Source organism: Citrobacter sp. RHBSTW-01013, from assembly GCF_013781985.1.
GTDB classification, from domain to species: Bacteria; Pseudomonadota; Gammaproteobacteria; order Enterobacterales; family Enterobacteriaceae; genus Citrobacter; species Citrobacter braakii.
Genome location: NZ_CP056186.1, coordinates 25,619 through 46,742, shown reverse-complemented (window position 1 = coordinate 46,742; position 21,124 = coordinate 25,619). Strand labels below are relative to the sequence as shown.

Genomic DNA, 21,124 nt, shown 5'->3' with positions numbered 1-21,124 from the left:
ACAATGAAACGAGTACTGATGTCGCTGGCCGTGCTTCTGACCTGCGGGGCCGGGATGGCCAGTGACCATACTGAGAACCGCCAGTTTATTCACGACCAGTTGCAACTGGACAGGCAGCGTTTTCGTGCCCTGCAGATGCCGGAGTTTCTGCAACAGCCGCGCACCGTGACACCACAGGACCAGGCGTTTCTGGACGCGCAGGCCTCACAGTTCCGTCAGGCCATGCAGCCCGGGGAGCGCCCGGTGGACGCGGCCCTGGTGTTTGTGTCCTTCTCGATGCCAGCGGAGGAACTGAAACAGCGCGTGAAGGATGCGGCACAACTCAATATTCCGGTGGTTATCCGGGGGATGGTCAACGGTGATATGCGGGCCACTGCCAATGCCGTGGCCGGTCTGGTGAAAGAGAGCAATACCGGCGGGGTGCAGATAGATCCGACCACGTTTCGCAAATACAACATTACCGCCGTGCCGGTGCTGATTGTGGCCTGTGGCAATCAGGGCGATACGGTCGACCGGCTTCAGGGGGACCTGACGTTACATCAGGCCCTGAAGCGGGTGGCGGAAGAGGGTGACTGTGCTGACACGGCCCGGAACCTGCTGGGTGAGGAGGCGAAATGAAGCGGTATCTTCCTTTACTGATGGCGATGGCATCCTTCTGCCTTGTTCAGCCACTTGTCGCGAATGACCAGTTTAACCAGGGCATGCAGCAGGGTAACGCCAGCAAAGGGCAGGGGGCCGGTGCCATACAGGGGTTTAACCCGGCAGAGGCAATCCCCGGCTACACCGACTCACCGCCGGAAAGCGGCTATTACGGGGGCGTGACGTCCTCCGGCGTGGACATGACCTCACCCGGGTCGTCGGCGCTGAATACCTCGGAGGCCGGGAAAACCATCACCGAATCCATTCTGAACACGCCGCCGGATAATAAACCGTCGCTGGATGCGCCGTTTATTTCTGAAGGGCTGGCCATGAAAGACAAGGCGGAGACCATTACCGGCGGCGGGTTTGCCGGCTGCGTGGACCAGCCTGCCAGCTTTACCGAAATCACCACCCATCAGTGTCTGCGGGATACGAAGATCGAGCAGTACTGTACGCGCACAGCCACGCTGGGGTATGAGGGCAGCACGGAATATGACGTGAGAGTGGTGGAATATGAGCTGAGTGAACTGCCGTCGTGGGAGGAAAACGGCAACATCGTGGTGGCAGTGACGCCGCAAATCAGCGGGGAAATCACGGAAGCCACGTATTCCTGGAGTAACTCCCTCGGTAACAAACCGCGTTTCCATATGACGATTTCCTTTCTCGGTAATAACGTGCAGTGGCACCAGAAGGGGTCGTACAACAACGTGAGCTTTAAGCCTGTTCCGTCCTCCCTGACTGCCGGTGTGTCGTTCACCTCCCGTCATCCCCGTAAAGTCCGGGATGGCTCCGGCTCGCTGACGCACCGCAAACACGTTCCGTTTAAACTGCGCTTCGTGCTGCGGGTAAAAAGGGACAGTTACAAACCCGTCGTGACCTGGTCCGAAAACTGTCCGTTCAGCAAGACCGAGGGGGCCATGACCGGTTCACAGTGCGTGGAACCGGGTGAAACCCGCACGATTGTGGTCGGTGGCCAGACGCTGAGTGCGTATCAGGCCTGCTGGAAATGGCAGGACACGTACCTGACCCAGACAGAGACGGAAGGAACCTGCGGGGAATACATGAGGGACTCCACCTGTACGGTGACCCGCAGCGAGTGTGCCGACACGGTGGACGGCTTCTGCGTCAGTCAGCAGGTGACCTACTCCTGTGAGCGTAAAAAAGAGGGTAACGGCCAGATTTGCGGCGGGGAATTCTTCTGTAAAGACGGCAGTTGTGCCCAGGCGCAGACGGGAACCAGCAATATGTTTGGTCAGGCGGTCTCGGCGCTGGCGGCAGTGGCCGCTGCCGGGGAAGATGTGGCTCTGCTGAACGGGGAAAACGTCCGCGCCTTTACCGGAGAAGCGCAGCACTGCAAGAAGATGGCGGTGGGCTTCAATAACTGCTGCAAGGACTCCGGCTGGGGCCAGGATGTGGGCCTGTCGAGCTGCAGCAGCGAGGAAAAGGCGCTCGGGAAGGCGAAGGACAAAAAGCTGACAGTGTATGTCGGGGAGTACTGCAGCAAAAAGGTGCTGGGCGTGTGCCTGGAGAAGAAGCGCGGTTACTGCGTGTTTGACTCCAAACTGGCGCGTATCGTCCAGGAGCAGGGCCGCCGTGGCCAGCTGGGCGTCGGGTTCGGCGGGGGAAAATCACCGGACTGCCGGGGCATCACGGTGGATGAACTCCAGCGACTCGATTTTGGCGTGATGAACTTCAGCGATTTTTATGATGACCTCAGTGCCGGCAGCGACATCCCCGAAGACCAGGCACTACTGAAAAAAGCGCAGGACATCATCGCGGAAAAAATGAAGGATGCGACGCCATGAAACGACTCGCTGTCCTGATGATGGTGTTATCCACCACCCTGCATGCCGCCCCGGATGAGGTTCTGACGTCTAACTTTGCCCGGGAAGAGGGCTGGCAGTGGTACAACCCGAATGCGGCTGAGGAAGACCCTGCCCCCGCGCCAGCCCCGACGCAGCAGGCGCGTCTGGCCAGTATGACTCCGTCAGAGCAAAAAAAAGTGCTCCAGCAGGCGACGCGTGAAGCACTCGATACCGCCATTCTGTATCCGTCAGCGGAGAACTTTCGCCGCTTTATGACCCTGCAGAACTTCTGGACTGACCGGGCGACGGACTTCACCCAGACCTCGAAACTGGCGCGTCTGAAATACCCGGAGCTCGACTACAACGTGAAGCGCAGCCACTACAACGGTTCGGTGGAGGCGCGTCTGAGCGAAGAGAAGAAGGTTCAGAGTGCGGTGATAAGCCAGGTGGCGCAGCGCTACGGCCTGTTCTTCTTCTATCGCGGGAATAATGCCGTCGACAACCTGATGGCCGGAGTCATCCGCGCCTTCTGCGAAGACCGGGGCATCACGCTCATGGCGATCAGTGTGGACGGCAAAATCAGCGACCAGCTGCCACAGAGCCGCCCTGACAGCGGACAGGCGGAGCAGATGCGCGTCACTCACTTCCCGGCCACCTTTCTGGTCGACCCGAAAACGCACCAGTGGCAACCCCTTGCATGGGGATTTATGAGCCACGACGACCTCGATAACCAGATGGTCAGCGTCCTGACGCAGTTCAGGGCCACTTACTGATAATTCCGACCGCTAAGGTAACGTATGAATATCCCTTTACTGAAGACCGCCATCCTGATGGCGGCGATGCTGTCCGGCCTGACGCAGGCCGGGACCCTGGATGATATCCGCGCCCTGGAGGCCACAAAGACCGGGCGTACCGCCCCGGCGCTGGACGGACTCGCTCTGCCGAAGACCCCGACAACTGCGACAGTTGATCGTCCGGTTCAGGATACGGCCCCTGTCTGGCTCCCGCTCAGTGACGGGCGACAGGTGAACGTGCAGGACTGGAAGGTCGTGCTGTTTATGCAGTCGACCTGTCAGTACTGCCGCCAGTTTGCGCCGGTGCTGAAATCCCTGTCACAGCAGACCGGCCTCAGCGTGTTCCCGGTGAGTCTCGACGGGAGAGGCGATACCGAATTCCCCGATGTGCTCCCGGCCACGCCGGATGTGATGGTGGAATATTTCCAGAGCGGTGTGCCAGTGGCGACACCGACCACCTTTCTGACCAACGTCAACACGATGGAAACCTGGCCACTGCTGCAGGGGGCGGCAGGGGCCGGTGAGTTCCGCTCCCGCCTCGATGAGGTATTCCGGATGGCGCTGGACCGTCAGGCCGGGAAACACCTTCCACCACCTTCTGAGGGACCACGATAATGCGACTGAAACCACTCTGCCTGGCGATGGTGCTGGGTCTGTACAGCGCGGGCACGGCGCATGCCGGCCTGCAGGATGACATGAATTCTTTCTTCAATGACATGAGTTACGCCAGTAATGCCACCTCGGCCAAAGCCTGGCAGGGGCAGGCGGCGCGTTATGTCTCCGGCGGTTCGTTCTATGCCCGGACCGGTAATAAAAATATCCAGCTGATCTCCATCAGCCTGCCGTCCATCAACGCCGGCTGCGGCGGAATTGACGTCTATCTGGGCGCGTTCTCTTTCATAAACTCCGACCAGATTATGGCTTTTGTGAAACAGACAATGGCCAATGCGGCGGGATACTTTTTTGACCTCGCACTGGAAACCACGGTCCCGGAACTGAAAGCCGCGAAAGACTTCCTGCAGAAGATGGCCGCTGACCTTAACCGCTTCAATATGTCGAGCTGCCAGGCGGCAAAAGCGATGGTCGACAGCGTGGCGTCGATGTGGGGCGAGAGCCAGCAGAACGTCTGCCAGTCGGTCGCCGGGCAGAAAAACGTGTTCTCTGACTGGGTGTCTTCCCGTCAGGGGTGTACGTCAGGCGGGAAATACGACGCTGTTACCGACAAGGCTACCGGGGCGGAAAAGGACCAGGTCCTGAAAGATATCAATCTGATGTGGGATGCGCTCAGTAACAGTACGCTCAGCAGCAATGCGGAACTGCGCCAGTTTGCCATGAGTATCAGCGGGTCGGTGATTTTCGGCAGCAACGGGGAGATGCGTATTCTCTCGTCGCTGGCCTCCGACCGCAGTCTGCTGACCGCGATGATGAGCGGGGGCAGCGCGAAGGTGTATGTCTGCGACAACCAGAACAAGTGCCTGTCCCCGTCCCTGAGTAACGTGACGATATCCGAATCCAAATCCCTTATCCGGATGGTACAGGACATGCTGACCAGCATCGAGAACAAGGCCATCACCGACTCGCCCCTGACGGAGAAAGAGAAGCAGTTCATCAACAGCACCTCCATCCCCATCCTGTCCTGGATAGTGGACCAGTCGTCACTGAGCGTGTCGCAGTCCCTGTTTGCACAGCTGACGGATTATATCGCCGTCGATATTTACCTGCAGTACCTGGAGGCTGTGATGAAGGTGGTCAACGGCTCGCTGGCCACCAAAGATTATCCCGGGGCCAACATGAAAGAGCTGAAAAACGGCCTGTCCGATGCCCGACAGGCGCTCAACTCGCTGCGTATGGAAGTGCAGATTAAGGAGGACGCCCTCATCTCTGCCCAGCAGCAAATCCGCTTTATCCGCCAGCAGGTCTCCTCAAAGATGAGCGACCGCGTGCTGGGTAACTACCAGTTCAGCAGGGTGAATTAATATGTCGGTGGAAACGATTTATACCGTGGCGGGCGGGGCGTGGTTCCAGGACACGCTCAACGGGGTGGCCGCCTTCTTTAACAGCCGGGCGGGGGATGCGCTGATTGTGATGGCTACCGCCGTGTCTGTGATTGTTGGGGCGGCAACCTATATCCGCACCCGTAACCTGATGGACCTGGCGAAGTGGGTGGCCTTCTATGTTTTTGTGCTGGCCGTTATGATTGGCGACAAAACGAATGTCCAGGTGGTGGACCTGTCTGAGCCTGCCGCCATTTATCAGGTGGATAATGTCCCGACCGGCCTTGCCGCACCGGCCAGCCTGATTACCCGTATCGGGGCCGGGATGGCGCAGACTTACGATTTTATCTTTGCCCGCCCGGATGCGCTGACCTACAGCAAAACCGGGATGCTGTTCGGGGCGCAACTGGCCGCAGGCAGTACCGATTTTCGTTTTTCTGAACCGGAAATTCAGCGTATGTTCACGGATTACGTCCATAACTGTGTGGTGGGCGATATCATGCTGAACAACAAGTACACCATCGGGGACCTGATGAATGCCTCCGACCCGTATGCGCTGATATTCAGTCGTCCCAGTCCGTTGCGCGGCCTGTACGACAAAAACCGAAATTTCCTGACCTGCGAACAGGCCACAACCAAAATTAACACCGATTCCAGCGACATCAGCGGGGCCAACCCGCAGCCGTTTCTGCAGCAGGTCCTGAACATGACCCACGGGTTTACCAACCAGGTGTTCGGGCCGACAAACGGGAATAAGGCGGCACTGTTTACCGAAATGCTGGGCGACAGCTACAGCTATTTTCACGGCACATCCCTGACCTCCACCGAAATTATTCGCAAGAACGTGATAATGAATGGCCTGCGCAGTGGTCTGGAGAGTTTTTCTGCCCAGAACGGTGATACGGCAGGGCTGGTGAATGTGGCCACCCAGACCTCGATGGCCAAAATGCGTCTCTCGCAGGCAACCAGCGCCTCGGTGGCCGCCAATACGCTGCCGGTGATGTATTCGGTGCTGCTCGGCATGACGATTGCCCTGTTCCCGATTCTGGTTGTGCTGGCAATGGTGAGTTCCCTGTCCTGGATGATTATTAAAGGGTATGTCTACACTATTGCTTACCTGCAGATGTGGCCCCTGCTGTTTTCCATCCTGAATCATGCGATGAATTTTTACCTGCAAGGCAAACTCAACGGGACGGCGGTGACGCTGGCCACCTTTGACCAGGTGCAGAACACCTACTCCGATATCGGGACCACGGCGGGCTGGCTCGCGCTGTCCATTCCGTTTATTGCCTGGGGGATGGTGAAAGGGCTGGGTCAGGTGGTGTCGCAGGCGGGGAACTACCTTGGCCAGACGCTGCAGTCGGCCTCCACCCAGTCGTCATCTCAGGCTGTCGACGGTAACTGGCACTATAACAATATGTCGACCGGGAACGTACAGGGTAACAAGTGGGACACCAACTACAGCCATCGTGAAGGGCATATGACCAGTCAACTGGAAAGCGGGGCGACGAAAACCCTGACCTCGTCCGGGCAGAATGTCTACAACACCACAGAGGCGATTTCAAAACTGCCTGTCGATATTGCGCTGGGGAAAACCGCATCCAGCAGCTGGCAGCAACAACAGCGTGATGCGCTGAGCGAAGCGCAGAGCCTCAGCAACAGCCTGTCACAGACCTCGAGCCTCGCCACGTCGCAGATGAGCCAGTGGAGCCAGCAGCGGGGTAACAGCGACACCACGGTGGCAGGCAGCGACGCCTCTGCCAGCAGTAATCTGACCAAAGCGCTGAACACCATTCAGTCGATTGGTTCCCGGTATGCCCGGGATGAAAATGTCAGCCTGGCAGAAGGGGTTCGGGCAGCCGCAACCAAGAGCCAGGATATGAGTTTTGGTGCCGGTGCCAGTGTGCAGGGCTCTGTTGACTCAGACCGCCAGATTCTCGGCAAAGTTGCCGGCCTTGTGACCGGAGGGAAAGTCTCAGGGGAAGCGCATCTGAAAGGTGAGTATACGGGCAGAAGCGGCTCCTCGCATGGCACCAGTTCCGACCTGACTCAGCAGGGTGGGACCAGCAAAGGATTCAGTGCCCAGGAGATGAAGGATTTCCGCGATGCAATGGATGTGGTGACTTCCAGCCGCGTGACCGACAGCGGCAGTCATACGGACAATGCGTCGGCCTCTCTGGCTAACCAGCTGTCGTCCACCTTCTCCAGTCTGAAAAGCCAAGCATCGCAGTACAACGATGCGGTTACGCGTAGTCACGAGTACTCGCAGCTGGCCAGCTATGCTGAAAATAACAGTGCCAGTATTAACCAGAACTACTCCCAGGAGTTTGTGGGTTATGTTACCAGCAAGCGTCCGGGCGAAGCTGACCAGCTGCTTTCTGATGCGGCCAGCCCGGAAGTCCGTGCCGAGCGCGACAGACTGGCGCAGTCATTTGTGGAAGACCGCATGAAACCGCAACTGCTGCAGGAGTTTGAAGAGAACAGAGGCCGTACCGGTGAGGGGATGGGAAGTGTGGGGGCCTCCTACGGGGGCGGTAACCTGCAGGGTGAATATCATGCGCAACAGACACAAATGGAAAACCGGGCAAACGAAGGTGGCGTGAGGCAGCAGGGTGACGTCAGCGGCGATGTGGCTGACAGACGCCGTCACGCCGAATCTCAGGTCAGTGATGAAAAAAATACTGTGATCTCGTCCGGCAATACACCGAAGGAAGAATACAACCGCTTGCAGAGTGAGCATGAGCAGGGTAATAAAGATTTTGATAAAGCCAAAAAAGAAGAGGAATACCGGCAGTCAGCAATACCGTTAAATGCCGGAGACGCAAAAGAGAATATTGGAAAGTTGAAAGACGAGATAAAAAAACACGGTGATTTTTAAGAGGGAATAATGAGAGTAACAACTGATGATTTAAAAAAAGATGTAGAAATGCTTCTTGAGGATCTTAAAAGGAATTATGAGATCCCTTCTGTTTTAAACTCTGTTAGATTTTTATCTAAGGTTGTAGCCGTCGCTCTAGTAGTGCAGTTTCTTCTAAGTGTTCTCGATTTTTATATTTGGGAAGGTGAGTATAGAGGTGGAGTTAGGGAAGCGATTATCGTTTATTGCATTGGTTTCTTGGGGGTTTTATTACTTCCATCCTTTGTACTTCTCATCGTATGTCATAACCCCGTAATGATGATTTCGTGTCTAAGTGATGAAACGAGGCGGAAATCAGTATTGTTAAAACTTGCCAAAACTAAACTTCAATATATTCTATGTTTTGCAATAGTAACTAATCTTTTTGTTGGTGTGTGTTTTACATTAAATGAACCCGCAATGATCGCTTTTATGGGTGGCAGTTGGTTTGCGACAGTCATAATTTCTACATTTATTTATAACATGATGATGACCCCCTACTTCACACCTGCAGTAGTTAGTGGTTTATCAAAAGTGAAAGAGTTGCTTACTGCATCACCAAAATAAGCGTCTCATTGTGTATTAAAACTTCTGAAAATTCGCACAGCATAACCATAGTGTTGATGTGGTTGTGCTTCTGCCTGTACATTAACTATACGCACATTGAGTGTGTGGAGTAATAACAATAGTACCTCCGGGCATGGCATATGGCATATGACATGCGACTTATATGGAAATGAGAAAAATTATATGAAACAAAACGTTAAGCTGATGGCAATGACTGCCGTTTTATCCTCTGTCCTCGTGCTCTCCGGGTGTGGCGCGATGAGCACAGCGATTAAGAAACGTAACCTCGAAGTGAAAACCCAGATGAGTGAAACCATCTGGCTGGAGCCATCCTCACAGAAAACCGTGTATCTCCAGATAAAAAATACCTCTGACAAAGATATGTCCGGCCTGCAGGCGAAAGTGACCAAAGCGGTTCAGGATAAGGGTTATACCATCACGTCATCGCCGGACAGCGCACACTACTGGATTCAGGCTAATGTCCTGAAAGCCGATAAAATGGACCTGCGTACCGCCCAGGGGTTCCTGAGCCAGGGCTACGAAGGTGCAATAGCGGGCGCAGCGTTAGGCGCGGGTATTACCGGTTATAACTCCGGTTCTGCCGGCGCGACATTAGGTGTTGGCCTGGCGGCGGGCCTGGTGGGAATGGCCGCTGACGCGATGGTGGAAGATATCAACTATACGATGGTGACGGATATTCAGATTTCTGAAAAAACAAATACCAGCGTGCAGACCGATAATGTTGCCGCCCTGAAACAGGGTACTTCCGGATATAAAGTGCAGACCAGCACGCAGACCGGTAATCAGCATAAATACCAGACACGTATTGTCTCATCTGCCAATAAAGTTAACCTGAAATTCGAAGAAGCAAAACCTGTCCTCGAAGATCAGCTGGCGAAATCTGTCGCCAATATTCTGTAATACCATCAGGGTGGCCGCCGGGCCACCCTGTTTTAAATCTCATTTCCTGAAATACATCACGCTGTTTAATTATATCAAATAATCTGTTAGCGCATGCAGACAGGCCTGTATCCGGCATGTCTGCTGGTTACCTGCTTCCGGGAAAATATAATGAGCCTGAATCCTCGCGATTTAACGCAGGGCGGTCAGGTCGCTTTTATGCGCCTGAAAATGTTCCTGCAGATAAATAATCTTATTTCTTATTACGTCATTATGGGAACGGTATTATTTGGTCTTGCCGTTGTACTGATGCGTATGAGTATTCAGAATCTGACTAACGGTATTATTTACTGGTTTGTCCGGTTCATGTCACCGTTTACTGAAAGAATGGTCAGCCAGCCGGTTTATAATATCCGGTATTACGAGCATACCCTGCAGTACAGCGCCCGGCAGATCCTCAGCGACAATTACACAGTCTATTGCGGGCAGTTGCTGAAACAGGAGCTGGTGATTGCCGGTTGTGCTTCGCTGCTGGTCGCTTTTCTGGCTACGCTGGCCGTGTACTGGTACCTCGGGCGTACCGGTCGCCAGCAGAGTGAGGATGAAATCATCGGGGGACGCGTCCTCAGTGAATCACCCAAAGACGTGGCCCGCCTGCTGAAAAAACGCGGAGAAGCCTCCGATATTCGTATCGATGACCTGCCGCTGAAGCTGGATTCTGAAATCCAGAACTTCGCCATGCACGGGACAGTATCGACCGGTAAATCCACCCTGATGCGTAAAATCCTCAAGCAACTGCGTGACCGTGGTGACCTGGTCATCATCTACGACAAGGGCTGTACGTTCGTGGAGGATTTCTACGATGAATCTCGCGATGAAGTGCTGAATGCGCTGGATTCCCGTTGTCCCAACTGGGATTTATGGGAGGAGTGCCGCACGATTTCCGAACTGGAGAATGCCAGTACAACGCTGATCCCGGCCAGCAGTGGCGAAGATCCGTTCTGGCAGGGCAGTGCGCGCACCATCTTTGCGGAAGGTGCAGAGCGCATGCGTAAGGACGAGGGCCGCAGCTACAACAAATTCCTGCGTACACTGCTGGCAATTCAGCTGGACCAGTTACGCGCTTTCCTCGCCGGAACACCCGCCTCCACGCTGGTTGACGGCAAAATTGAGAAGACTGCCATCTCCATCCGCAGCGTACTGACCAACTACGTCAAGGCGATGCGTTACCTGCAGGGCATTGACCGCCCGGGACGGGAGAAATTCACCATCCGGGAATGGATGAAGGGCCAGGCGGATAAATCGAAGAATGGCTGGCTGTTTATCACCTCTGATGAACAGAACCACGAGTCGCTCAAACCGCTGATCTCCCTGTGGCTCAGTATTGCCGCCACCAGTCTGCTGGCGATGGGGCCTAACCGTCAGCGCCGCGTCTGGTTTTTTTATGACGAACTGGCCTCACTGCACAAGCTGTCCACCCTGCCGCGTATTATTTCAGAAGCCCGTAAGTTTGGCGGTTGCTTTGCCCTGGGATTTCAGAACTTCGCCCAGATGGAAAACATTTATGGGCCGAAAGGGGCCGCAGAGATATTCGACCTGCTGAACACCAAATTTTTCTTCCGTTCCCCGAGCGCCCAGATTGCGAAGTTTGTGGAAGAGGATATCGGGGAAACCCGCCGTCTGAAATTCAGCGAACAGACCAGCTTTGGTCATGAGCAGGTGCGTGACGGGATTTCGTTTGGCAAGGAGGAAGAACGCGTCAGTATCGTCAGCTACTCGGACGTGCAGTCCCTGAACGACCTGCAGTGCTTTGTCACCCTGCCGGGAAGCTACCCGGTAGTGAAACTGACCATGAAGTATGACGCGATGCCTAAAGTGGCTGACGCCCTGCTGTTGCGGGATGTGCAGACCAGTCTTGATAAGAATATTGAGGATGAGCTGGTCCGCCGTACGGAAGAAGAACGCCTGAGCCTGGACGGCCTGTTTACTCCCGTGACGCCAGTGCCGGAAAGCGCATCAGCCTCCTCCGGGGGAACAGAGCGGGATATCGAACAGGATTTACCCCGGGAGATGCCGCCGGGCCTGAACGGTGACGGGGAAGTGGTGGATTTTGCGGCCTATGAGGCCTGGGAGCAGGGCCAGCATCAGACCCGCGACATGACCCGCCGGGAAGAGGTCAATATCAACCATGCGACAGACAAAACGCATGAGATTGATGGAGACAGGGAGGTGTACTGATGCTATCCATCTCTTCCATCAAGGGTGATGCGGGCTATTACAGCCACGAAGACAACTACTATGCCAGCGGTTCCCTGGAGTCCCGCTGGATGGGGGAAGGTGCGGAGAGGCTGGGCCTGAAGGGGGAAGTCGCCAGCGCCGATATGGATGCAGTCCGCCAGAGCAGACTGCCTGACGGCAGTGACCTGTCCCGGATGGTTGACGGTGTCAACAAACACCGCAGCGGTTACGACCTGACCTTTTCAGCTCCCAAAAGTGTCTCCGTCATGGCGCTGGTCGGGGAGGACCGGCGTTTTATTGAGGCGCATAACCGGGCCGTGGCGGTGGTGATGCAGGAAGTGGAGCAACTGGTCAGCGCCCGCATCACGCAGGAGGGAAAAACGGAAACGGTGCTGACTGGCAGTATGGTGGCTGCATTGTATAACCATGACACCTCCCGGGACCTGGACCCGCAGGTGCACACCCACGCCCTGGTCTTTAATGCGACATTCGCCGGTGAAAAATGGCGGTCGCTGGCCAGCGATACCCGGATGAAAACCGGTTTTTCTGAGAATCTGTACGCCACCAAGATAGCGCTGGGGAACCTGTACCGCTCTGCCTTACGGGAAGACATTGAGTCTATGGGATTCGAAACGGTGGCGGCGGGGAAACATGGCCTGTGGGAGCTGAAGGATGTGCCGGTGGACGTTTTTTCTTCGCGCAGTCAGGCCATCCGGGAGGCCGCCGGGCCGGACGCTTCAGCTAAATCTCGTGATGTTGCTGCACTCGATACCCGCCAGGCTAAAGCCTGGGCCGATCCTGAACTGCTGAAAGCTGACTGGCGCCGGCGCTTAACCGACGAAAAATTCGATATCGGTCACTACATCAGCCAGGCGCAGGCGCGCGTGGACGTTTCTGGTCCTGTTGTTACTGGTCATGGAGGTATTCGTGCGCCGGGCCAGCCGGGAGGCGTGTCTTCCGGCGGGGTTGCTGACGAACAGGTGCAGAAAGCGGTCAGCGACACAATCTCCGCGCTGTCGGACAAAAAGGTCCAGTTCACCTGGTCCGAAATGCTGGCCGGCACGGTCAACCGCCTGCCGTCCGTGTCTGGCCTGTTTGAACAGGCGCGTACCGGTATTGAGGCCGCGATTGAAGGACAGCGTCTTATTCCCCTGGACCGGGAGAAGGGCATCTTCACCTCTGATATCCACCTGCTGAATGAACTCAGTGTCCATCAGCTGGCGCGCACTGCCGTTGCGGAGCAGACCGTGCTGGTCTTTCCGGAACGGGCAAAAGAACGTGATATGCCTGCCAGTGATGCGGTCTCTGTCCTGACGCAGGATAAAAGCCCGGTGGCCATTCTCAGCGGGCGCGGGGGCGCGCAGGCCCTGCGCGAGCGTACGGCAGATGTGGCCATGATGGCCCGTTCTCAGGGCCGGGCAGTGCTGGTGATTGCGGCTGACGGGCGCAGTGGCCAGTTCCTGGCGGAAAGCCCGCACCTGGCAGGCCAGGTGATGCTGCGCTCGCAGATGAACGCTGACACCGTACTGCCGGTTCAGGGGACGGTTATCGTCGACCGGGCGGAGCGACTGTCGCTGAAAGAGACCGTGCTGCTGCAGGAAAAGGCACTCAGCGCCGGGGCACAGCTGATATTCATGGATACCGAGAACCGGCAGGGCACGGGTAATGCCCTGTCTGTGCTCAAAGAAGCGGATATTCCCCAGTACCGGTTTTACGGCACGCAGCTGCCGGAAGTGCGGCTGGTCAGCGAGGCGGGCAAGCGGAGTCGCTACAGCCAGCTGGCACAGGAGTACGTGCGCCTGTCAGCTGAAGGACGGGATGTGGTGGCCCAGGTGACCGGTGCCCGGGAACAGCAGCAGCTGACGGAGATTATCCGGGATACGCGGCGTGATGCGGGTGAGCTGGGCCGGGAGCAGGTGACGCTGCAGGTGCTGGAGCCGGTGTGGCTGGACAGTAAAACCCGCCATCAGCGCGATAACTACCGGGCCGGGATGGTGATGGAGCAGTGGGATGCTGAGAAGAAAACGATGACCCGCCATACCATAGACCGGGTGGCAGAGGCCACCAACAGCCTGGTGTTGCAGGGGGACGACGGGCGTCGTCTGACCCTGAAGGTGTCGCAACTGGGGGTCGGTTCCGGCTGAGGGCGAAATGACACCCTAAGCGTTAGCTCTGTGTCGTTGCACGATGTCAGCGACGGTATTCTTGCTGATACCGAGCTCGCGTGCGATCCAGCGATAGCTGCGTCCCTCGGCCCTCATCGCAACCACCTTAGGCAAAAGTCGGTCTGATTTTGGTCGCACTCCGGCCTGACGACCAAGCCTCTTACCACGTGCCTTCGCAACAGCAAGGCCTGACTTGACCCGCTCGCTGATGAGATCCCGCTCAAACTCCGCAATGCCGGAAAGAAACGTCGCCAGCATTCGTCCATACGGCGACGAAAGATCGAACGCCATTCCATTCATGGCTATCACGGAAACCTTCCAGTTCTCCAGTTCACGTAGCGTATTGAGCAGATCGAGCGTCGAGCGCCCCCACCGGGAAAGCTCAGTGACCAGGATTGCATCAATTTGTCTGGACTGGGCAAGCGCCAGGACTTTCTTTCGCTCGGCCCGGTCGAGTTTAGTTCCTGAACCTGTTTCCTTAAATATTCCCACCACGTCGTAGCCGGCACGGCCGGCGAAGGCTCGCAGATCAAATTCCTGGCGTTCACAAGACTGATCCGCTGTTGAAACCCGGCAGTAAATGGCGGCACGATGTCCCAATTGAACCCTCCTGGATTTTTGTATCGGAACGCCCTGATTTATATGGGCTGGCTGTTGTCCAAAACAGACTATACTTCAAAAGGGACGAATTTGTATGTCACGACGCCATATTTTCACCGAACGGCAGCGAGCAGCGCTGTTCGATCTGCCCACGGACGAACTGTCGCTACTGAAGTTCTACACGCTGGGCGATGATGACCTGGAAAACATTAGGCAGCGCCGCAGACCGGAAAACAGGATTGGCTTTGCCCTGCAACTTTGTGCCTTACGATATCCGGGCCGTGCACTGGCTCCTGGTGAGATGATCCCGCGTGAAGTCCTTTCCTTCGTCGGTGCTCAGCTTGGAGTTCCGGCTGATGCGCTTCTCACTTATGCCACACGGCGCCAAACCCGTCAGCAGCACATGGACACGCTGCGCGAAATTTACGGCTACAAGACCTTCACGGGCCGTGGTGCCCGTGATCTGCGGGAGTGGACTTTCGGCCAGGCCGAAGATGCCAGATCAAACGAGGATCTTGCTCATCGTTTTATTGTGCGGTGTCGGGAAACTTCCACCATTCTGCCCGCAGTATCGACAATCGAGCGCTTGTGCGCGGATGCTCTGGTCGCCGCTGAGCGGCGGATTGAAACGCGGATTGCGGAAAATTTAACAGCGGATGTTCGCGATCACCTGGACAAACTTCTGAGTGAAATGCTCGCCGGCAATATCAGTCGTTTCATCTGGCTTCGCAACTTCGAGGTTGGTAACAACTCGGCTGCTGCTAACCGTTTGCTCGACAGGCTCGAATTTCTGCGTACCCTGAATATCAATCATAGTGCTTTGGCCAGCATACCTGCCCATCGCATTGCCCGGCTGCGTCGGCAGGGTGAACGCTACTTCACCGACGGTTTGCGTGACATCACTTCGGACCGCCGCTGGGCGATCCTTGCCGTCTGTGTTGTGGAGTGGGAAGCGGCGATTGCTGATGCCATAGTCGAAACCCATGACAGGATCGTAGGAAAAACCTGGCGGGAAGCGAAGCGCCAGCATGACGAAACAATTTCCGGCTCTAAAGCCACACTCACGGATACGATCCGTACCTTCACCGCGCTGGGAGCTTCGTTGCTTGAGGCCCGCAGTGACGGAACCCCGCTGGAGATGGCTGTCGCCAGTTCGGTTGCATGGGACCGGCTCGCTCAACTGGTAGCGACAGGGACTCAACTCAGCAACACGCTAGCCGATGAGCCTCTTGCATATGTCGGGCAGGGATACCATCGCTTTCGTCGTTATGCGCCCCGCATGTTGCGCTGTCTGAAGCTCGAAGCCGCGCCGGTCGCCGGACCATTGGTAGCAGCAGCTTTGTCGATCGGAGAGATGAAAGGTGTTGCATCGCCAGAAAGGCGTTTCCTGCGGCCCAGCTCCAAATGGAACCGTCATTTACGAGCTCAGGAAAAAGGAGATACCCGTCTTTGGGAAGTGGCGGTACTCTTTCACCTCCGGGATGCTTTTCGTTCCGGAGATGTCTGGCTCGCTCATTCGCGCCGCTATGGTGACCTCAAGCAGGTACTGGTGCCGATGATCGCGGCGCAGGAAAATGCAAAACTGGCCGTGCCTTCCAACCCACAGGATTGGCTGGCAGACAGAAAGGCGCGACTCACGATCGCTCTTAAGCGGCTGGCCCGGGCTGCCCGTAACGGCACTATTCCGCACGGTAGCATAGAAGATGGAACGTTGCGGATCGACAGGTTGACAGCAGACGTGCCGGATGGTGCCGAGGCACTCATACTGGATCTGTATCGCCGAATGCCGTCCGTTCGGATTACCGACATGCTGCTTGAAGTTGATGCAGCCCTTGGTTTCACAGATGCGTTTACCCATCTGAGAACCGGGGCTCCATGTCGCGACCGGATCGGTCTGCTCAACGTCCTGCTCGCTGAAGGGCTCAATCTGGGCCTGCGTAAGATGGCGGAAGCTACAAACACGCATGATTACTGGCAGCTCTCACGCCTTGCCCGCTGGCATGTTGAAAGCGAAGCCATGAACCAGGCATTGGCAATTGTGGTGGCCGCGCAGGGTAAACTGCCGATGTCACGCGTCTGGGGGATGGGCACGTCAGCATCGAGCGATGGTCAGTTTTTCCCGACAGCGCGGCATGGCGAAGCCATGAACATGGTCAATGCCAAATATGGTTCTGTTCCCGGCCTCAAAGCGTATACTCACGTAAGCGACCAGTTCGCGCCATTCGCTTGTCAGTCGATCCCGGCGACCGTGAGCGAGGCACCGTATATTCTCGATGGACTACTGATGAACGAGGTCGGTCGCCATGTTCGCGAACAGTATGCCGATACAGCAGGATTCACCGACCATTTGTTCGGAGCCAGTAGCCTGCTCGGCTACAATCTCGTTCTGCGAATCAGGGATCTGCCATCGAAGCGGTTGTACGTATTTAATCCCGATACGACCCCCAGGGAGTTACGCAAGTTGGTAGGTGGAAAAGCCCGGGAGGATCTTATCGTTGCGAACTGGCCTGATATTTTCCGTTGTGCCGCGACGATGACCGCTGGCAAAATCAGGCCCAGCCAACTCCTGCGCAAGCTCGCTTCTTACCCACGACAAAACAACCTTGCAGTTGCGCTTCGTGAAGTTGGTCGTATTGAACGGACCCTTTTCATTATTGAGTGGATCCTGGATACGGACATGCAGCGGCGTGCTCAGATCGGTCTTAACAAGGGAGAGGCCCACCATGCGCTCAAAAATGCGCTCCGTATCGGGAGGCAGGGGGAAATTCGCGATCGCACGACAGAGGGGCAGCACTACCGAATCGCTGGGCTCAATTTATTGACTGCGGTGATCATTTACTGGAATACCGTCCATCTTGGTCATGCCGTCACGGAGCGGCGGAACGAAGGGTTGGATGTTCCCCCTGAATTTCTTCCCCACATATCCCCATTGGGCTGGGCGCACATTCTACTGACTGGCGAATATCTTTGGCCCAAGGAACCGAAAGCTTAGGGTGTCATTTCGCCCTCAGCCGGAACCGACCCCTAAAATGACACTCAGGAGCCAGATCAGATGCTTTTTGAGGCCGAGTTTATCCTGGATTATTCCGTAGCCAATCATAAAAATCATACTGGTAAACTGATTGACGGAGTAGGGGTCGGCTTGGAAAACGGAATCTATGGTCACTCCCGTTTTTGCAACACCGATTTTGACGACAAGTTGGCTTGCTTGAATCTATCCGGCGTCTGAATGGGATTTTATTCCCGCGCCTTGATGAGTTCCGCGCCTGATGAACCTCCAGAAAATATACGGCTTCAATGAGCCTTTCCGTTTTACAGGTTCCTCAACAGGCCGGTGGGCCGTTAGTATCATCAATATCAGTATTCGCAAAACCAGATCAGTAATTCTTTAAACCGGTGTATTTCTGCCGTTATGCTACATAAGTTTGCTGTCGTGCCGTTAGGGCCCAGGCTATTCTGGCCAGCTTGTTTGCCAGAGCACAAGTGACGACAAAGTTGCTTTTCCGGCACAGTAAATCCCTGACCCAATCGGCCAATTTTCCAGACTGGTGTTCCAGTTTTTGTATGAATACCCTGGCACATTGAACCAACAAAGTTCGGATCTTTTTATTACCTCGCTTACTAATTCCCAGCAATGTCGTCCTACCTCCCGTGCTGTACTGCCGAGGTACAAGCCCTGTTGCCGCCGCAAAGTCACGGCTGCTGGCGTACTGCTTCCCGTCGCCAATCTCAGTTGAAATAGTACTCGCTGTCAGTGTTCCGACGCAGGGAATGCTCAGCAAGCGCTGTCCAACCTCATCTTCGTCCAACTTTCGTTTCAACTGGGATTCCAAATCTTTAATCTGCTCAACAAGATAGTGATAATGCTGTTGTAATTTCAGCAATAACTGGCTGAGGTAAAGAGGCAAACTATTGTCCTCAAGAATGGTACTCAGTCGGCTAATAACGGCAGCTCCTCGGGGAACGCTAATGCCAAATTCCAGCAGAAAAGCATGCATTTGATTGGTTGTTTTTACCTTATCCTGAACCAGGGATTCACGGACACGATGCAGAGCCCGCATTGCCTGCTGAGATTCCGTTCTGGGCTGCACAAAACGCATAGACGGACGCGATGCAGCTTCACAAATAGCTTCGGCGTCGACAAAGTCGTTTTTATTGCTTTTAACGAACGGGCGGACAAATTGTGGTGATATCAGCTTTGGGGAATGCCCCAACTCTTCCAACTTGCGTGCCATAAAGTGAGAACCGCCACAGGCTTCCATTGCGATGGTTGTAGCGGGGCATGTCGCCAAAAATTCGATCAACTTTGGCCGGGTAAATTTTTTACGGTAAACAGCCTTCCCGCGACGATCCTGGCAATGAATATGGAAAGAGTTTTTACCCAGATCGATACCAATGAGCGCAATGTTTTCCATGATAGTTCTCCGAATGAAAGCCTGTCCTCAGCATAGTACCGGGAAGGAGGGAGTGACCATCTCATTAAATAAACCACGCTAAGGCTGCTTTTTAACCAGAATGCTTCTGGTTGACTGCCGAATGGCGGGGCTAGGGGTTTTTGTTTCCGAAACCGAGGGTTAAGATCCCGCATATTGACCCCGATGACTTTGAAATGACGGGTAAAGTTTTCTGCTTCGCTGGTATGATTAATTTGCTTAAACCATAACAACAGGGGCTGTAAAAATGACCGATTCCGCAGCATTAGAAATTGCACCGTACCTACCCGAAATTTTTGATAGTGAAGCAGGTGGCATCCTGCAAGACCTTATTTTTTCTTCTGAGCTATCAGCTTTGATGTTTATGGCTACAGAAGCTCAAATGGAGGTTGCAAAAAAGTACGTCGTGGGAGTGCTTGAGGAATGCTATCAGGCTGGACACCTGCAAGTTATGGGGGCAGCGAATGAGGGTGAGTTTTATGGGTATGCTTTGATTTTCGGGCATCCAAAAGCCTCACTGATACGCTACTGCCATAAAATCTATGTACATGAGCAGTATCGTGGGCATGGTATCGGTAGCCAAATGCTCGAGGCGCTTCTCTCTCAACCCTATGAAATGGGCTTGTTATGCTCTTCTGAATTAGTACCATTTTACGAAGCTGCTGGGATGGTTAACAAGGGGGATTTTTTCGCCCCAGATAGCAGTGATTTTGACCGTACACGCGGCATGTATGCGGGGCTTTGCGTCATGAGTAGCAAAGATGCTAGTGAGGGATTGCCGGTCTTTATGCTTAACAACAGCGATGTTCAAAACATCATTAACGCTGTAGTAGCCTGCAAAGATTAAATTCTCCAGATTAGGCCGCCGATCAGGTGGCCGTTCGTCTTACATACACTTTCCAAACTGACACCAAAGACAACTCGGTTGTTTGCTCATCTTAACGAATGGAAGGGACTTCCCCTAGATATGCGCCTGATTAACTTTCGTGCAATCATAGGATAAACATTGACCCAGAGGGATTCGTTATGACCATCACCACTGTCGGTATCGATCTTGCTAAAAATGTGTTTGCTGTTCACTGCATTGACCAAAATGGTAAAGCTGTTCTGGTTAAACCCAAGGTGTCGCGTGCAGCACTTTCTGAACTCATCGCAGGTTTACCTCCCTGTGTCATTGGAATGGAAGCCTGCTCGGGTGCCCACTATTGGGCAAGATTATTCAGGCAGTATGGCCATGATGTCCGGTTGATGGCTCCGAAATTTGTCTCACCCTATCGCATGGCGGGTAAGACCGGGAAAAATGATGCAGCTGATGCAATAGCTATTTGTGAGGCAGTGCAGCGGCCGCATATGCGCTTTGTACCAGTCAAAGACGAAAGCCAGCAGGCAATGCAATGCTTACATCGGACAAGACAGGGATTTATCCAGGAAAGAACAGCAACGTATAACCGTCTTCGGGGCCTGATATCTGAATTCGGGGTTATTGCCCCACAAAGCACTGATGCTCTGCGTCATGTTGTTTCTGACCAGAAGGAAACTCTGCCAGTACAGGTTAGGCTGTGCATTGATGATCTATTGACACATGTCACTAATATTGAAGAGAAAATCGCCGAATATGACAGGGTATTATCTCGTGTGGCCAAAACAGATCATCGCAGCCAGCAGTTAATGGAACTGAAAGGTGTTGGGCCCACCACAGCGAGTGCGCTGGTCGCCAGTATTGGCAATGCCCATGATTTTAAGAACGGGCGCCAACTGGCAGCCTGGTTGGGGCTAACGCCATCACAATACAGTAGTGGCGGAAAATCAAAGCTTGGCAGGATAACAAAAGCGGGTGATGCCTATCTGCGAACCCTACTGGTCCAGGGAGCCCGTTCTGTAATGGTAGGGGCAGAGAATAGAACGGACCCGTTTAGCCGTTGGGTCTGCTCGTTGATTGGTAGGCGGGGATACTGGCGTGCTGTCGTTGCAATCGCCGCCAAGAATGCGAGGTTGTGCTGGGCATCATTACATTACGGCGATGACTTCAGACTGTATTCAACAACATGAAAAATTTAACTGAGTAGTAACTGAACTGTAAATTGTTGATGGTA

Annotated in this window: 14 protein-coding genes and 2 pseudogenes; 13 read left to right on the top strand and 3 right to left on the bottom strand. The window is 54.7% G+C overall.

Going from position 1 to position 21,124, the window contains the following annotated elements:
* Window positions 1-3: 3 nt before the first annotated feature.
* The 10 genes and pseudogenes from trbC to mobF form a co-directional block, all read left to right on the top strand.
* Window positions 4-618: a type-F conjugative transfer system pilin assembly protein TrbC gene (gene trbC / locus HV350_RS25220; protein WP_181630725.1), complete on the top strand. Its 615-nt coding sequence runs from the start codon at window positions 4-6 to the stop codon at window positions 616-618.
* Window positions 615-2,444: a type-F conjugative transfer system mating-pair stabilization protein TraN gene (traN, locus tag HV350_RS25215; protein ID WP_071687475.1), complete on the top strand. Its 1,830-nt coding sequence runs from the start codon at window positions 615-617 to the stop codon at window positions 2,442-2,444. Before trbC ends, traN begins: the two co-directional genes overlap by 4 nt.
* Window positions 2,441-3,217, top strand: coding sequence for a type-F conjugative transfer system pilin assembly protein TraF (gene traF / locus HV350_RS25210; protein WP_071446642.1), 777 nt, complete (start codon window positions 2,441-2,443; stop codon window positions 3,215-3,217). Before traN ends, traF begins: the two co-directional genes overlap by 4 nt.
* Before the next feature lie 24 nt (window positions 3,218-3,241).
* Entirely contained in the window at window positions 3,242-3,853 is a 612-nt protein-coding gene (gene trbB / locus HV350_RS25205) for a type-F conjugative transfer system pilin assembly thiol-disulfide isomerase TrbB (RefSeq protein ID WP_071446641.1), read from the top strand.
* Window positions 3,853-5,214 carry a conjugal transfer pilus assembly protein TraH gene (traH, locus tag HV350_RS25200; RefSeq protein ID WP_071687474.1) on the top strand — a complete coding sequence of 454 codons (1,362 nt, stop codon included), beginning with the start codon at window positions 3,853-3,855 and terminating at the stop codon, window positions 5,212-5,214. Before trbB ends, traH begins: the two co-directional genes overlap by 1 nt.
* A gap of 1 nt (window position 5,215) precedes the next feature.
* Complete coding sequence (gene traG / locus HV350_RS25195; RefSeq protein WP_071687473.1) at window positions 5,216-8,110, top strand: conjugal transfer mating-pair stabilization protein TraG; 2,895 nt, start codon at window positions 5,216-5,218, stop codon at window positions 8,108-8,110.
* Window positions 8,111-8,119: 9 nt separating this feature from the next.
* A complete protein-coding gene (locus HV350_RS25190; protein ID WP_071687472.1) occupies window positions 8,120-8,695 on the top strand; it encodes a conjugal transfer protein TraS in 576 nt (191 codons plus the stop codon).
* A 183-nt stretch (window positions 8,696-8,878) separates the two neighbouring features.
* Window positions 8,879-9,616, top strand: a complete 738-nt coding sequence (gene traT, locus HV350_RS25185; protein ID WP_071687471.1) for a conjugal transfer complement resistance protein TraT — start codon at window positions 8,879-8,881, stop codon at window positions 9,614-9,616.
* Window positions 9,617-9,766: 150 nt separating this feature from the next.
* Window positions 9,767-11,833 (top strand): type IV conjugative transfer system coupling protein TraD, encoded by a 2,067-nt coding sequence (gene traD / locus HV350_RS25180; protein ID WP_071687470.1) that lies wholly within the window; start codon window positions 9,767-9,769, stop codon window positions 11,831-11,833.
* Window positions 11,833-13,959 (top strand): annotated as a pseudogene (gene mobF / locus HV350_RS25175) (MobF family relaxase); the annotation flags it as partial. The gene traD and the pseudogene mobF, both read left to right, overlap by 1 nt.
* Before the next feature lie 33 nt (window positions 13,960-13,992).
* Here the strand turns inward: mobF and HV350_RS25170 are convergent.
* Window positions 13,993-14,598 (bottom strand): recombinase family protein, encoded by a 606-nt coding sequence (locus HV350_RS25170; protein ID WP_000509966.1) that lies wholly within the window; start codon window positions 14,596-14,598, stop codon window positions 13,993-13,995.
* Window positions 14,599-14,692: 94 nt separating this feature from the next.
* Between HV350_RS25170 and HV350_RS25165 the strand changes: the two genes are divergently transcribed.
* Window positions 14,693-17,590, top strand: coding sequence for a Tn3-like element Tn5403 family transposase (locus tag HV350_RS25165; protein ID WP_001553819.1), 2,898 nt, complete (start codon window positions 14,693-14,695; stop codon window positions 17,588-17,590).
* 33 nt (window positions 17,591-17,623) lie between these two features.
* Here HV350_RS25165 and HV350_RS25160 read toward each other — a convergent pair.
* Window positions 17,624-17,731, bottom strand: a pseudogene (locus HV350_RS25160) (MFS transporter); the annotation flags it as partial.
* Window positions 17,732-18,008: 277 nt separating this feature from the next.
* Window positions 18,009-19,013, bottom strand: a complete 1,005-nt coding sequence (locus tag HV350_RS25155; RefSeq protein ID WP_000427623.1) for an IS110-like element IS4321 family transposase — start codon at window positions 19,011-19,013, stop codon at window positions 18,009-18,011.
* A 265-nt stretch (window positions 19,014-19,278) separates the two neighbouring features.
* Between HV350_RS25155 and HV350_RS25150 the strand changes: the two genes are divergently transcribed.
* Window positions 19,279-19,878, top strand: a complete 600-nt coding sequence (locus HV350_RS25150) for a GNAT family N-acetyltransferase (protein WP_032736817.1) — start codon at window positions 19,279-19,281, stop codon at window positions 19,876-19,878.
* A gap of 179 nt (window positions 19,879-20,057) precedes the next feature.
* Entirely contained in the window at window positions 20,058-21,080 is a 1,023-nt protein-coding gene (locus tag HV350_RS25145) for an IS110-like element IS5708 family transposase (RefSeq protein WP_000156884.1), read from the top strand.
* Window positions 21,081-21,124: the final 44 nt, after the last annotated feature.

Excerpts from the sequence above, each read along its gene's own strand:
- trbC (WP_181630725.1), top strand. The coding sequence starts at position 4 with ATGAAACGAGTACTGATGTCGCTGGCCGTGCTTCTGACCTGCGGGGCC.
- traN (WP_071687475.1), top strand. The coding sequence starts at position 615 with ATGAAGCGGTATCTTCCTTTACTGATGGCGATGGCATCCTTCTGCCTT.
- traF (WP_071446642.1), top strand. The coding sequence starts at position 2,441 with ATGAAACGACTCGCTGTCCTGATGATGGTGTTATCCACCACCCTGCAT.
- trbB (WP_071446641.1), top strand. The coding sequence starts at position 3,242 with ATGAATATCCCTTTACTGAAGACCGCCATCCTGATGGCGGCGATGCTG.
- traH (WP_071687474.1), top strand. The coding sequence starts at position 3,853 with ATGCGACTGAAACCACTCTGCCTGGCGATGGTGCTGGGTCTGTACAGC.
- traG (WP_071687473.1), top strand. The coding sequence starts at position 5,216 with ATGTCGGTGGAAACGATTTATACCGTGGCGGGCGGGGCGTGGTTCCAG.
- HV350_RS25190 (WP_071687472.1), top strand. The coding sequence starts at position 8,120 with ATGAGAGTAACAACTGATGATTTAAAAAAAGATGTAGAAATGCTTCTT.
- traT (WP_071687471.1), top strand. The coding sequence starts at position 8,879 with ATGAAACAAAACGTTAAGCTGATGGCAATGACTGCCGTTTTATCCTCT.
- traD (WP_071687470.1), top strand. The coding sequence starts at position 9,767 with ATGAGCCTGAATCCTCGCGATTTAACGCAGGGCGGTCAGGTCGCTTTT.
- HV350_RS25165 (WP_001553819.1), top strand. The coding sequence starts at position 14,693 with ATGTCACGACGCCATATTTTCACCGAACGGCAGCGAGCAGCGCTGTTC.
- HV350_RS25155 (WP_000427623.1), bottom strand. The coding sequence starts at position 19,013 with ATGGAAAACATTGCGCTCATTGGTATCGATCTGGGTAAAAACTCTTTC.
- HV350_RS25150 (WP_032736817.1), top strand. The coding sequence starts at position 19,279 with ATGACCGATTCCGCAGCATTAGAAATTGCACCGTACCTACCCGAAATT.
- HV350_RS25145 (WP_000156884.1), top strand. The coding sequence starts at position 20,058 with ATGACCATCACCACTGTCGGTATCGATCTTGCTAAAAATGTGTTTGCT.